Raw genomic sequence first — 12,243 nt, 5'->3', positions numbered from 1 at the left:
CCAGGATGACCCGGTGCGATCACCACGGGAGCGTCCGGCCGGCGCGCGGCTGGCCCGGCTGCTCACCGAGGTGCTCGCACCGGGCGTCCTGGTCACCGCGCTGCCGCTGGTCGCCGCCGCCCGGGTCAGCCGCTCCCCCGCGCACCTGCTGCTCTGGGGCGGCACCGCGCTGCTGTTCTGCGCGGTCGTCCCGGTCGGCGTGATCCTGCACGGCGTCCGCCGGGGCCGGCTCACCGATCGGCACGTCGGCGACCACCGGCAGCGGGCCCGTCCGCTGTCCCTCGGCCTGGCCTCGGTGGCGGTCGGGCTGCTCCTGCTGGCGGCGCTGCGCGCGCCGGCCGAACTCTTCGCGGTGATCGTGGTCATCTTCGTGGTCGGCGCGGCGTGCACGCTGGTCAACCACTGGTGGAAGCTGAGCATCCACGCCGCGGTGGCCGGCGCCACGGTGGCCGTGCTGGCGCTGCTGTTCGGGCCGGTGGCGCAGCTCGGCTGGCCACTGGTGGCGGCCGTCGGCTGGTCCCGGGTGCGGCTGCGCGACCACACCTGGCCGCAGGTCCTGGCCGGCACCGCGCTCGGCGCGCCACTGGCCGCCGGGGTGTTCCTCGCGCTGACCTGAACAAGATCAGTTACCGTGAGGTCATGGCCAAGCCGACCCGCTGGGTGACCGACACCAAGCCCGGCCACTCGCAGTGGTACGTCGACCGGTTCCGCCGCCTCGCCGCCGAGGGGGCGGACCTGGCCGGTGAGGCCCGGATGGTGGACGCGCTCGTGCCGCCGGGGTCGCGGATCCTCGACGCCGGCTGCGGCACCGGCCGGGTCGCCGCCGCGCTGGCCGCCCGGGGACACACCCTCGTCGGGGTGGACGCCGACCCGACGCTGGTCGAGGCGGCCCGCGCCGACCACCCCGGCCCCCGCTTCCTGGTCGCCGACCTGGCCGAGCTGGACCTGCCCGGGCAGGGCGAACCCGAGCCGTTCGACGCGGCCGTGGTCGCCGGCAACGTGATGACGTTCGTCGCCCCCGGCACCGAGCCCGCCGTGCTGGCCCGGATCGCCGCCCACGTGCGCCCGGACGGCGTGGTGGTGGTCGGGTTCGGCACCGACCGGGGTTACCCGGTCGCCGACCTGGACGCCGACGCGGTGGCCGCCGGGCTGCGCCTGGAACACCGCTTCGCCACCTGGGACCTGCGTCCCTGGCGCGACGACGCCGAGTTCGCGGTGACCGTGTTGCGCCGCCCCGCCTGAGTCGCGGGACCGGTCACGCCGGCGTGGCCACCGCGCGGGCCGCCTCCGGGTCCAGCGGGCTGCCCGCCGGCAGCAGGTCGACCAGGCTCGCCGGCAGCCGCACCGGGCGCACCCCGGCATAGCCGAGCATGCCCGGCACGTCGGCGCCGGTCAGCGCGTACCGCCGGCCCAGGTCGGTCACCACGCAGACCGTGCCGCCGGTCGCGCCCGGCGCGGCCGCCGCCTCCACCAGCGCGCCGCGTCCCGGTTCCACCACGACCTGGTCGGCGAGCCCGTTGCGGCCACCGGCGGTCCGCGCGGCGGCGGCCGGGTCCGGCGCGGTGGCGCCGAGGCGCATCTCGCGTACGCCGGTGTCGTCGCCGGCCCGGGCGCAGAGCGCGCCGCCCTCGGACATGGCCAGCCGGGGCGGCACGGCGGGCGGCGCGGCCGGACCGGTGGGCACCAGGTCGGGCAGTTTGGGCAGCGCGGCGAACCGGCCCAACGTGATCGGCTCCGGCTCGCCCTGGCCGGTGCGGGCCAGCAGCAGCGCGGCCTGCAACTCGGTGATGCCGGCCAGTCCGCCGCGCCCGGCCACCGCGTACTGCCGGCCGCCGCCGGAGTTGCGGACCAGGTAGACGTCGCCCACCTCGGCGCCGTCGACCCCCTCGGACGGGGCGCCCAGGTCGCCCACCGGGGGCGGGACCAGGTCGGCGCCGGCCGGTACGGTGTTGAGCAGCGGCGCCGCGACCGGAACGGCCCGTTCCCGCGTGGCGGCCAGCGCGGCCAGCACCCGGTCGGTGTCCCGCAGCAGGTAGCGCCGGTCGTGCCAGATCAGGTGCAGGCCGCCGTCCGGGTGGCGGACGAGCAGACCCTGGTCGCCGAGCGGCCGCCCACCGGGGGCGTCCCGGCCGATCAGCAACGTCGAGCGGGCCTCGGCCCGCCCCGCCTCGACGGTCACCGACGAGCAGAGCGTCCAGCCGTCACGGACCAGCCGGCCGGCGGCGGGCAGCGAGTCCGGGGCGTCGGCGATGCCGAGCGGCAGGCCGCGCGGCACCCCCTCGATGGCCCGGCGGGTGACCAGCACGGTCTTCGGCCGCTCCGCCCCGATGATCAGCAGGGCCGAGGCGTAGTTGAGGACCGGGTGCAGCTTCTCCTCCCGGTAGACGAACCGGGCGCCGGACTCCTTCTCCACGATCACCGCCGCGGTGTCCCGCCAGGCGCTGCCCCCGCCGGTGAACAGGCCGTAGAGCGCCACCCCGCCGAGCGCGATCGCCGCCACCAGCACACTGGCCAGCCCGGCGCCGGCCAACCGGCGAAACGGCGACCGCGCCGGGTCGGTCTCCCGCATGACCAGCGCGGCGACCGCCCGCTGGACGGCGAACTGGTACGAGTGCAGCTGGTCCTGCCGCGACGCCATCGATTCCCCTCCGCCGGGATCGTCGGCGCACAGGATAAGCGCTGCGTCGATCCCCCGGCGACCCTGCGTGTCCCCCAGCCGCCGCGCGCCGCCCGGCCGGCCCGGCTTGGTCCGGCCGGCCCGGCTGGCCCGGCTGGCCCGGCTGGCCCGGCTGGCCCGGCTGGCCCGGCTGGCCCGGCTGGCCCGGCTGGCCGGCGCAACCTCGCCGAAGTGGCGGGATCGGGCCCACCCGGACCCAGCCACTGGAGTGCGGCGGCCCGGGACAGCGCTGAAGGTGGGCCCGAACGGCGGGCCGGGTGGGCGGGCGCGCGGTGTGAGCGCCCCCGGTGCCATTGACTGAGTTGTCTGCCGGCGTGCTCGGCGGAGACCCGGACACACCCATGATGTTCCACCGACGAGGTTGAAGGCCGACGAGTGGAACATGGTGGGTGTTTCCCGGGCCGCGAGACACCCATGGTGTTCCCCTCACGGGGTGGGGCCCGCCGGGCGAAACCCCCTTCCCCATCCGCGTCGTCCAGGCGCAGCCCCGACACCGCGACCTTGCCGCACCCGTTCCGTCGATCTTGGAGTTGTGGCACCCGACAGACCACGTGAATCGTTACAAAACAGGCGCCACAACTCCAAGATCGACGCGGCGCGGGAACGGGAGCGGCGCGGGGCGCCACACGGGCGGCGGGCGGCGGGCGGAACGTGGCGGGCGCCTCCTGCGGCGTGAGGCGCCCACGGTGTCCCGGTGGCCGAGTGACGGGTGGTGGCCACACGATCAACAGCGGCGCGACGCAGCAGACGGGGGTCGCGTGGCGCGGGAAGGTGGCAGCCCTGGTACCCCCTGGGGTATAGTCGAGGACAGGAGGTGGTGACGTGAAGCTTCGACCCGAGATGACCGGCGACGCGCTGACCCGACTCAAGCGGGCCCGGGGGCAGCTCAACGCCGTGATCGAGATGATGGAGAACGGCGAGGACTGCCGCGCGGCGCTGACCCAGCTCGCCGCGGTGTCCAAGGCGATCGACCGCGCCGGCTTCAAGATCATCGCTTCCGGCATGCGCCACTGCGGCACCGCCCGCCAGGCGGGCGAGGAGCCGGAGATGACCGAGGAGGAGCTGGAGAAGCTCTTCCTCTCCCTGGCCTAGCGCCGAAAGACGCCCGCACCGGGCCGCGTGATCGCGGCCCGGGCGGGTAACCCCGTGCCCGGAGACCCGGGCCGGAGTCTGCCCCACGCATACCCCCGGGGGTATGGGTGACAACGAGAGGAGAACGGCACGTGACTGTCGAGGTGTCCGTCATCGCCACGTCCTCGCTCGGCGACCGCAGCTACCTGGCCTCGGACGGCCGGGTGGCGATCGTGGTCGACCCGCAGCGGGACATCGACCGCGTCCTGCACCTGGCCGGAGCCAAGGGGGTGCGGATCACCCACGTGGTGGAGACCCACATCCACAACGACTACGTGTCCGGCGGGTTGGAGCTGGCCCGGATCACCGGCGCCCACTACCTGGTGGCCGCCGCCGACGAGGTCGGCTTCGACCGGATGCCGGTGGCCGACGGCGACGAGGTGCCGGTGTCCGACGCCCTGCGGCTGCGGGTGGTCGGCACGCCCGGCCACACCTTCCACCACCTCTCGTACGCGCTCGACGAGGCCGGCGACGGCGGCTGGACCCCGGTCGGCGTGTTCACCGGCGGGTCGCTGCTGTTCGGCACCACCGGGCGTACCGACCTGCTCGGCCAGCAGCACGCGCACGAGCTGGCCCACCACCAGCACGCCTCCGCCCGCAAGCTGGCCGACCTGCTGCCCGACGGTGCGCAGGTGTGGCCGACGCACGGCTTCGGCAGCTTCTGCTCGGCCAGCCAGGCCGACGCCCCGGAGTCGACCATCGGCCGGGAGAAGGAGGCCAACCCGGTGCTGCGGCTGGCCGCCGACCGGTTCGTCACCGAGACGCTCGCCGGCCTGGACGCCTACCCGGCGTACTACGCCCACATGGGCGTGGCCAACGCCGCCGGGCCGGCGCCGGTCGACCTCACCCCGGTCGCCCGCGCCGACGCCGACGAGCTGCGCCGCCGGATCGCCGCCGGCGAGTGGGTGGTCGACCTGCGACACCGCAAGGCGTACGCGGCCTCGCACCTGGCCGGCACCGTCAGCCTCGGCCTGGACGGGCCGATGTCGACCTGGCTCGGCTGGCTGATCGACTGGGGCGTGCCGATCACTCTCCTGGCCGAGACGCCGGACCAGGTCGCCGACGCCCAGCGGGAGCTGGTCCGCATCGGCATCGACCGGCCGGCCGCGCAGGCCACCGGCGAGCCCGAGCGGTGGGCCACCGACCGGTCGGAGCTGCGCGAGCTGGCCGTGGCCGACTTCGGCGCGCTGGCCGCCGCGCAGGCCGGGAACGCCCCGGCCGGCCTGCCCGCCCCGCAGGTCGTCCTCGACGTCCGGATGACCAACGAGTGGAAGGCCGGGCACGTCGACGGGGCGGTGCACGTCCCGCTGCCCGACCTGCCGACGCGGCTCGCCGACGTGCCCGCCGGCACGGTCTGGGTGCACTGCGGCTCCGGCTACCGGGCCACCGCCGCCGCCTCCCTGCTGGCCAACTCCGGCCGCGACGTCGTGCTGATCGACGACATGTTCGGCCAGGCCGAGGCGGCCGGCGTCCGGATGGCGCCCACCACCTGACCCTCCCCACCCGCACCCGGCCGGCGCGCTCGCGTCGGCCGGCGATGACCCCTGCCCACGAAGGAGAAGAACATGACCACCACGACCCCCTCGACCGTCGACGCGGTCACCCTGCGCGAGCTGATCGCCGCCGGGCGCGCGCCCCGGCTGCTGGACGTCCGCACCCCCGGCGAATTCGAGGCCGCGCACGTCCCCGGCGCCTACAACGTGCCGTTGGACCTGCTCAAGGAGCACCGCGAGGAACTGCGCAACCACCTGGACGAGGACGTGGTGCTGATCTGCCGGTCCGGCGCCCGCGCCACCCAGGCGGAACAGGCGCTCGCCACCGTCGGCCTGCCCAACCTCAAGGTCCTCGACGGCGGCATGCTGGCCTGGCAGGCCGCGAACGCCCCGGTCAACCAGGGCCGGCCGCGCTGGGACCTGGAGCGCCAGGTCCGCCTCGTCGCCGGTTCGATCGTGCTGGCCAGCGTCGTCGCCTCGGTCTTCGTACCGGGCCTCAAGTGGGTCGCCGGCTTCATCGGCGCGGGCCTGACCTTCGCGGCCGTCTCGAACACCTGCGCGATGGGCATGCTGCTCAGCAAGCTGCCGTACAACCGGGGCGCCAGCTGCGACCTGGACAGCGTCGTCGGTCAGCTGAGCGACGCCGGGCGGCGGTCGTGAGCGCCGCGCTGGTGCTGACCGTGGCGGGCGCGGTGCTGATCGGGGTGAGCCTCGGTCTCCTCGGCGGCGGCGGGTCGATCCTCGCCGTGCCGCTGCTGGTCTACGTCGCCGACCTGCCGCCCAAGGAGGCCATCGCCACCTCGCTGCTCGTCGTGGGGGCAACCAGCGCGGTCGGTGTGCTGCCGCACGCCCGCGCCCACCGGGTGCGCTGGCGCACCGGGCTGATCTTCGGTCTGGCCGGCATGACCGGCGCGTACGCCGGCGGTCGGCTGGCCGAGTTCATCCCGGCGAGCGTCCTGCTCACCGCGTTCGCGCTGATGATGCTCGCCACGGCGGCGGCGATGATCCGCGGTCGGCGCTCCGCCGAGGGGCGGCCGACGCCGCACGAGCTGCCGGTGCTGCGGGTGGTCCTCGACGGTGTGGTGGTCGGTCTGGTCACCGGCCTGGTCGGCGCCGGCGGCGGCTTCCTGGTGGTGCCCGCCCTGGCCCTGCTCGGCGGCCTGCCGATGCCGGTCGCGGTCGGCACGTCGCTGGTGGTCATCGCGATGAAGTCCTTCGCCGGCCTGGCCGGCTACCTCTCCAGTGTGCAGATCGACTGGGGTCTGGCCGCCGCCGTCACCGCCGCCGCGATCGTCGGCAGCCTTCTCGGTGGACGGCTCGCCGGCCGGATCCCGGCCGACGTGCTGCGCAAGTCGTTCGGCTGGTTCGTCGTGGTGATGGGCGTCTTCGTCCTGGCGCAGCAGCTTCCCCCGGCGTGGGGACTCGCGGCGGGAGCGCTTGCCGCTGCCGGTACGGTCACCGTGGTGGTGTGGGGCCGCCGAAGGAGGGGACACAGTGGACAGCAGCGCCTGGGACGACCGCTACGCCAACGCGTCCGGACTGGTGTGGAGCGCTGAGCCCAACCGGTTCGTGGTCGAGGCGGTCGCCGGTCTGACACCCGGCGCGGCGCTGGACGTCGCCGCCGGCGAGGGGCGCAACGCGGTCTGGCTGGCCGGTCAGGGCTGGCGGGTCAACGCGGTGGACTTCTCGACCGTGGCCATCGACCGCGGGCGCGAGCTGGCCGCCGCGCGGGGCGTCTCGGTCGACTGGCGGGTCGCCGACGTGACCGCGTACCGGCCGGTGCCGAACAGCTACGACCTGGTGCTGATCAGCTACCTGCACCTGCCCGCCGCCGACTTCGCGCGCGTGCTCGGCGCCGCGCGGTCGGCGCTGCGCCCCGGCGGCACGCTCGTGGTGGTCGGCCACGACCTGGCCAACCTCTCCGGCGGCACCGGTGGCCCCCAGGACGCGAGCGTGCTGCTCACCCCGGAGGCGGTGGTCGACGGGCTGGCCGGGCTGCGCATCCAGCGCGCCGAGACGGCCCGTCGGCCGGTGCCGACCAGCGACGGCGGCAGCGTGGACGCGTTGGACACCGTGGTGGTGGCGACCCGTCCCGCCGACTGAGGCGCCGCAGCGGTCGTTCCCGCGGGCCGGGCCCGGGTCGACCGGTAACATCCGGTGACGGAACGGCGGAGAGGACACCGGGTGGGCGCGCGCTTCGAGGAACTGGCCTGGCGGGAGACGCCGATCGGGGCGATCAGTCTGCGCCGGCGCCGTGACCCGGCGCTGGACGCCGAGGTGTACGAGGTCAAGCTCGACGACGAGTACCTCATGTCCAGCGCGTTCCCGGTCGCCGAGATCGAGCTGGCCCGGCTGGGGCTGGCCCCGCTCACCGGCGAGGCGCTCGACGTGGTGGTCGGCGGGCTCGGCCTCGGCTACACCGCGCGTACCGCGCTGGAGGACCCGCGGGTGCGCTCGATGCTGGTGGTCGAGGCGATCGAGGACGTGATCGACTGGCACCGCCGGGACCTGCTGCCGTTCGCCGCCGGTCTGGCCGCGGACCCGCGTACCCGGTTCGTCCGGGCGGACTTCTTCGCCGCGGTCGCCGGCGGCGGCCTCGACCCGGACGAGCCCGGGCGGCGCTTCCACGCCGTGCTGCTGGACGTGGACCACTCCCCCCGCCAGGTGCTGCACCCCAGCCACGCGCCGTTCTACACGACCGAGGGGCTGCGCCGGCTGGCCGCGCTGCTGCACCCGGAGGGCGTCTTCGCGCTCTGGTCGAACGACCCGCCCGACCCGGCGTTCCAGCGCACCCTGACCGAGGTGTTCCCGACCTCGGTGGCGCACGTCGTCCGGTTCCCCAACCCGTTGCAGGGCCGGGAGGCGGCGAACACCGTCTACGTCGCCCGGCGGTGATCCCGGGCGCGGCGGCATGGCCGCCCGCGCAGCGGGAAAGCGCACGGCCCACCGTACGACGGGAGGCTGGAACATGCGCGCGTTGCTCTGGGTGGTCGGCGTGGTCGCCGGTGTGCTCATCCTGCTCGGGCTGCTGCTGGAGGCGGTCCGGTGGCTCGTCATCATCGGCGTGATCGCGCTCGCCGCGGTCATCATCTTCGCGATCGTGAAGACCCGGCGGGTGGTGAGTCACCACTCGACGAGCCGCCGTTGAGGCCGGTGTGACCAACCCGGCAACCTACGTCAGCGTAGGTTACCGGCTGGTTAAGTTAGGCTGGGCCGGTCATCCGCGCAGCGAGGAGAGACGGCGATGGACGCGACCGACCGGCGACCCTGGACCCGCAGCTACGCGCCGGGCGTGCCGGCCGAGGTCCCGGAGCCGGACGGCTCGCTGGTCGACCTGCTCACCGACGCGGCCCGTCGCTTCGGGCCCCGGGTGGCGCTGGACTTCTACGGCGCCACCACCACCTTCACCGAACTGGCCGACCAGGTCGCCCGCGCCGCCGAGGCGCTGCGCCGGCTCGGCGTCGGCCCCGGTGACCGGGTCGCCCTGGTGCTGCCGAACTGCCCGCAGCACGTGGTCGCCTTCTACGCGGTGCTGCGCCTGGGCGCGGTGGTCGTCGAGCACAACCCGCTCTACACCGCCGACGAGCTGGACCGGCAACTCACCGACCACGGCGCCCGGGTGGCCGTCGTCTGGGACAAGGTCGCGCCGCTGGTGGCGGGACGGGGTGCCGTGCGTACCGTCGTCGCGGTCGACCTGACCTCGGCGCTGCCCCGGCTCAAGCGGTGGGCGCTGCGGCTGCCGCTGCCCAAGGTCCGCGCCGCCCGCGCGGCGATGACCGCCCCCGCGCCCGGCGCGGCGGCCTGGTCGGAGCTGGTCGCCGCCGCCGGGCCGCTGCCGCCCGCGCACCCCGGCCCGGAGGCCGGCGACGTGGCGCTGCTCCAGTACACCGGCGGAACCACCGGCGTGCCCAAGGGCGCCGTGCTGACCCACCGCAACCTGCGCGCCAACGCCGCCCAGGGGCGGGCCTGGGTGCCCGGCCTGCGCGACGGCGCGGAGACCGTCTACGCGGTGCTGCCGCTGTTCCACGCCTACGGCCTGACGCTCTGCCTCACCTTCGCCGTCGGCATCGGGGCGACACTCGTGCTGTTCCCCCGCTTCGACGCCGACCAGGTGCTCGACGCGGCCCGCCGACGCCCGCCGACGTTCCTGCCCGCCGTGCCGCCGGTCTACGCGCGGCTGGCCACCGCCGCCCGCGAGCGTGGCGTCGACCTCACCTCGATCCGGTACGCCATCTCCGGCGCGATGGCGCTGCCACCGGCCACTGTGGACCTGTGGGAGCAGGTGACCGGCGGCCTGCTGGTCGAGGGATACGGGATGACCGAGACCTCCCCGATCACGCTCGGCAACCCGGTCGCGCCGACCCGTCGGCCGGGCACGGTCGGGGTGCCGTTCCCCTCCACCGACGTCCGCATCGTCGACCCCGAGGACCCGGCCCGCGACCGCGCCCCCGGCGAGGCCGGGGAGCTGCTGGTCCGGGGTCCGCAGGTGTTCGCCGGCTACTGGAACCGGCCCGAGGAGACGGCGAAGGTGCTGCTGCCCGGCGGGTGGTTGCGCACCGGCGACATCGTCACCATGGACGCCGACGGCTTCGTCACCGTGGTCGACCGGATCAAGGAATTGATCATCACCGGCGGCTTCAACGTCTACCCGTCCGAGGTGGAGGAGGCGTTGCGCCGCATCCCCGGCGTCCGCGAGGCCGCCGCCGTGGGCCTGCCCACCGCCGACGGCGAGGAGGTCGTCGCGGCGGTGGTGCTCGACGCCTCCGTGGGTGGCACTCCGGAGGCGATCCGGACCGCCTGCCGCACCCACCTGGCCGGCTACAAGGTGCCCCGCCGGGTCGTGGTGGTGGAGGACCTGCCCCGCTCGCAGATCGGCAAGATCCTGCGCCGCGAGGTCCGCGACCAACTCCTCACCGACGGCTGACCCGGCGCGCTCCCCGCGAACGGCGGTCAGGTGTACACGCCGTCCCAGTACCGTTCCTCCGGCACCGTGAAGTCGTTCGCTCTGGTCCGGCGTAGGTGGGCGTACCGCTCGTGGTAGAGGTCGAGAGCCTGCGGGATACCGCAGTGCTCGGCCTCCCGGATCGCCCGCACGGCGAGAATGATCCGCTGCTGCACGATGTGCTCGTCGATCGTCTCCCAGGCGTCCACGCCACCATCCTGCCCGAGCACCGCCGGTGGCGTACCACCCCGGCGGCAGACGGCGCTCGGCACGCCGACGCCAGGCGGCGGCCGCAGCGCGGGCAGGGCCGGCGATACGCGGTCGGCCTCGACAATTGTCATGAGCCGGCGGCCGGCTCCAGCATGCGTGGGAGGCCGAACAGGTCGAACACGGCCGGGTCGGCGAACGTCACGCAGTGTCGGACCCGGCCGCCCCGCGCGTCGAGCACCTGGAGCGAGTGCGCCCGCAGCCCGTCGGCGTGCGGGGCATACGCCGCCAGGGCCGGGCTTCCGTTGGCCTGGACGGGCCGCAGCCGCCAGCCTGTGCCGCGCATGGCGAAGACCCGCTCCATGAACGCCCGGTAGTGCGCCCGCCCGCGCAGCCAGAGCGCGACCGGGGGCATCTCCAGCACCACGTCGTCGGCGAGCAGCCGGGTCAGGCCGGGCACGTCGGCCGCCTCGAACGCGGCCAGGTAGCGCTCGACCACGGCCTGCTCGTCGGGGTCGGTCGGCTCGCGCAGGTCCTCCAGCACCGGCCCGGCCGCCCGGATGCCCGCCCGGGCCCGTTGCAGGCTGCTGTTCACCGCGGCGACGCTGCTGCCCAGGGCCCGCGCCACCTCTGCGGCGGGCAGTTGCAGCACCTCGCGCAGCAGCAGCACCGCACGTTGCCGGGCCGGCAGGAGTTGGAGCGCGGCGACCAGCGCCAGCCGCAGGCCGGCCCGCTGCTCGGCGGCGTCCGCCGGGTCACCGAGCCGGATGTCCGGGAACGGTTGCAGCCAGGACACGTGCCGGCTCGGCGTCAGCGGGGCCTGCGGGTCGTCCCCGGGCAGGCCCAGACCGCTCGGCAAGGGCCGCCGGGACCGGCCGTCGAGCGCGCTCAGACACGCGTTGGTGGCGATCCGGTGCAGCCAGGTACGCACGGATGCCCGCTGCGGGTCGTACCGGTCGGCCGCCCGCCAGGCCCGGAGCAGCGTCTCCTGCACCAGGTCTTCGGCCTCCTCGACCGAGCCGAGCATCCGGTAGCAGTGCGCCAGCAGGTCGCCGCGAAAGGCCTCGTACCGGTTGCGGTCCTGCGTCGTCTCCCCGACCACCCGGGCGAGGGTACGCGCGGGCCGCGATGAGTTCTGCCCGCCGCACCGGTATGTGGGGGGTGAGGGCGGCCGAACCGGCGCCGCCACCTCCGGAGGGAGCCCACCATGGGCGACGTGATCGTCATTCAGTTCGCCACGCTGGACGGCGTGGTCTCCGACCCCGACGGGCGCGCGGGGACCGACCACGGCGGCTGGGCGTTCCGCTACGGGCCGGGCCCGGTCAGCGACGACAAGTTCCGTCTCGGGGAGCGGATGGACCACGGGGTCCAGCTCTACGGGCGGCGGACCTGGGAGCACTTCGCGCGCCTCTGGCCGGGCCGCGACGGCGACTGGGCCCGGCTGATGAACGCGACGCCCAAGCGGGTGGCGACCCGGGCCGGCGTCGACGTGACCGCGTGGTCGAACTCGGCGGCGATCACCGGCGACGCGGTGGCCTGGGCCGGCGAGGAGCGCACGCGGCGGGACGTCGTGGTGATCGGCAGCCTGAGCCTGGTGCACGCACTGGCCCGGGCCAACCTGGTGGACGAGTACCGGCTCATCACCTTCCCGACCGTCGCCGGGGCGGGCGAGCGGCTGTTCGCCACCGGCACCCCCGGCGACTTCCGGTTCACGCTGGTCGAGCCGGTCGGCCCGACCGTGCTGACGGTGCTGCGACGCGCCCGGTGACGGCGTTTACGGTGGTGAAGCGACG

15 protein-coding genes are annotated in these 12,243 nt (G+C 75.2%); 12 read left to right on the top strand and 3 right to left on the bottom strand.

All coding sequences use genetic code 11. The annotated features are described in order from the left end of the window. Nucleotides 1–13: 13 nt before the first annotated feature. Together ACN27B_RS22675 and ACN27B_RS22670 are read left to right on the top strand one after the other, a co-directional pair. Nucleotides 14–616 (top strand): phosphatase PAP2 family protein, encoded by a 603-nt coding sequence (locus tag ACN27B_RS22675; RefSeq protein WP_355524710.1) that lies wholly within the window; start codon nucleotides 14–16, stop codon nucleotides 614–616. A gap of 23 nt (nucleotides 617–639) precedes the next feature. Further along, the gene (locus ACN27B_RS22670; RefSeq protein WP_422741479.1) at nucleotides 640–1,242 is read left to right on the top strand and encodes a class I SAM-dependent methyltransferase; all 603 of its coding nucleotides are present in this window, start codon (nucleotides 640–642) and stop codon (nucleotides 1,240–1,242) included. Between the two features lie 13 nt (nucleotides 1,243–1,255). On the opposite strand, the gene eccB is transcribed toward ACN27B_RS22670, so the two are convergent. Continuing rightward, on the bottom strand, nucleotides 1,256–2,638 hold the full coding sequence (eccB, locus tag ACN27B_RS22665) for a type VII secretion protein EccB (RefSeq protein WP_099161345.1): 1,383 nt from the start codon (nucleotides 2,636–2,638) through the stop codon (nucleotides 1,256–1,258). 67 nt (nucleotides 2,639–2,705) lie between these two features. Here eccB and ACN27B_RS22660 point away from each other — a divergent pair, with 67 nt between their 5' ends. From ACN27B_RS22660 to ACN27B_RS22620, 9 genes are all read left to right on the top strand, one after another. After that, complete coding sequence (locus ACN27B_RS22660) at nucleotides 2,706–2,978, top strand: hypothetical protein (protein ID WP_422741478.1); 273 nt, start codon at nucleotides 2,706–2,708, stop codon at nucleotides 2,976–2,978. A gap of 521 nt (nucleotides 2,979–3,499) precedes the next feature. Further along, nucleotides 3,500–3,769: a metal-sensitive transcriptional regulator gene (locus ACN27B_RS22655; protein ID WP_091064957.1), complete on the top strand. Its 270-nt coding sequence runs from the start codon at nucleotides 3,500–3,502 to the stop codon at nucleotides 3,767–3,769. A gap of 131 nt (nucleotides 3,770–3,900) precedes the next feature. Continuing rightward, nucleotides 3,901–5,301, top strand: a complete 1,401-nt coding sequence (locus tag ACN27B_RS22650; protein WP_099161346.1) for an MBL fold metallo-hydrolase — start codon at nucleotides 3,901–3,903, stop codon at nucleotides 5,299–5,301. Nucleotides 5,302–5,373: 72 nt separating this feature from the next. Beyond that, nucleotides 5,374–5,961 (top strand): rhodanese-like domain-containing protein, encoded by a 588-nt coding sequence (locus ACN27B_RS22645; protein WP_099161347.1) that lies wholly within the window; start codon nucleotides 5,374–5,376, stop codon nucleotides 5,959–5,961. Continuing rightward, on the top strand, nucleotides 5,958–6,857 hold the full coding sequence (locus ACN27B_RS22640; RefSeq protein WP_099161348.1) for a sulfite exporter TauE/SafE family protein: 900 nt from the start codon (nucleotides 5,958–5,960) through the stop codon (nucleotides 6,855–6,857). The genes ACN27B_RS22645 and ACN27B_RS22640 overlap by 4 nt, the downstream gene beginning before the upstream one ends. Further along, nucleotides 6,796–7,404 (top strand): class I SAM-dependent methyltransferase, encoded by a 609-nt coding sequence (locus ACN27B_RS22635; RefSeq protein WP_099161349.1) that lies wholly within the window; start codon nucleotides 6,796–6,798, stop codon nucleotides 7,402–7,404. The genes ACN27B_RS22640 and ACN27B_RS22635 overlap by 62 nt, the downstream gene beginning before the upstream one ends. Before the next feature lie 81 nt (nucleotides 7,405–7,485). Next, nucleotides 7,486–8,196 (top strand): spermidine synthase, encoded by a 711-nt coding sequence (locus tag ACN27B_RS22630; protein WP_099161350.1) that lies wholly within the window; start codon nucleotides 7,486–7,488, stop codon nucleotides 8,194–8,196. Nucleotides 8,197–8,269: 73 nt separating this feature from the next. Next, nucleotides 8,270–8,449: a hypothetical protein gene (locus ACN27B_RS22625; protein WP_099161351.1), complete on the top strand. Its 180-nt coding sequence runs from the start codon at nucleotides 8,270–8,272 to the stop codon at nucleotides 8,447–8,449. A gap of 96 nt (nucleotides 8,450–8,545) precedes the next feature. Further along, nucleotides 8,546–10,225, top strand: a complete 1,680-nt coding sequence (locus ACN27B_RS22620) for a long-chain-fatty-acid--CoA ligase (RefSeq protein WP_099161352.1) — start codon at nucleotides 8,546–8,548, stop codon at nucleotides 10,223–10,225. Between the two features lie 26 nt (nucleotides 10,226–10,251). Here ACN27B_RS22620 and ACN27B_RS22615 read toward each other — a convergent pair whose 3' ends face one another. Together ACN27B_RS22615 and ACN27B_RS22610 are read right to left on the bottom strand one after the other, a co-directional pair. Further along, on the bottom strand, nucleotides 10,252–10,452 hold the full coding sequence (locus tag ACN27B_RS22615; RefSeq protein ID WP_099164619.1) for a hypothetical protein: 201 nt from the start codon (nucleotides 10,450–10,452) through the stop codon (nucleotides 10,252–10,254). A gap of 128 nt (nucleotides 10,453–10,580) precedes the next feature. Continuing rightward, entirely contained in the window at nucleotides 10,581–11,552 is a 972-nt protein-coding gene (locus ACN27B_RS22610; RefSeq protein WP_099161353.1) for an RNA polymerase subunit sigma-70, read from the bottom strand. 105 nt (nucleotides 11,553–11,657) lie between these two features. Here ACN27B_RS22610 and ACN27B_RS22605 point away from each other — a divergent pair, with 105 nt between their 5' ends. Next, nucleotides 11,658–12,218, top strand: a complete 561-nt coding sequence (locus tag ACN27B_RS22605) for a dihydrofolate reductase family protein (protein ID WP_422741477.1) — start codon at nucleotides 11,658–11,660, stop codon at nucleotides 12,216–12,218. The last annotated feature ends 25 nt before the right edge of the window (nucleotides 12,219–12,243 follow it).

It is taken from the genome of Micromonospora sp. WMMD754 (assembly GCF_049315235.1).
Classification (GTDB): domain Bacteria; phylum Actinomycetota; class Actinomycetes; order Mycobacteriales; family Micromonosporaceae; genus Micromonospora; species Micromonospora sediminicola.
Note: the sequence above shows the minus strand (reverse complement) of the source record. Positions and strands in the feature narration are given on the sequence as shown.

What these genes read in the sequence shown, in the direction of transcription:
- ACN27B_RS22605 (WP_422741477.1), top strand. Translation starts at nt 11,658, where the DNA reads ATGGGCGACGTGATCGTCATTCAGTTCGCCACGCTGGACGGCGTGGTC.
- ACN27B_RS22670 (WP_422741479.1), top strand. Translation starts at nt 640, where the DNA reads ATGGCCAAGCCGACCCGCTGGGTGACCGACACCAAGCCCGGCCACTCG.
- ACN27B_RS22625 (WP_099161351.1), top strand. Translation starts at nt 8,270, where the DNA reads ATGCGCGCGTTGCTCTGGGTGGTCGGCGTGGTCGCCGGTGTGCTCATC.
- eccB (WP_099161345.1), bottom strand. Translation starts at nt 2,638, where the DNA reads ATGGCGTCGCGGCAGGACCAGCTGCACTCGTACCAGTTCGCCGTCCAG.
- ACN27B_RS22645 (WP_099161347.1), top strand. Translation starts at nt 5,374, where the DNA reads ATGACCACCACGACCCCCTCGACCGTCGACGCGGTCACCCTGCGCGAG.
- ACN27B_RS22620 (WP_099161352.1), top strand. Translation starts at nt 8,546, where the DNA reads ATGGACGCGACCGACCGGCGACCCTGGACCCGCAGCTACGCGCCGGGC.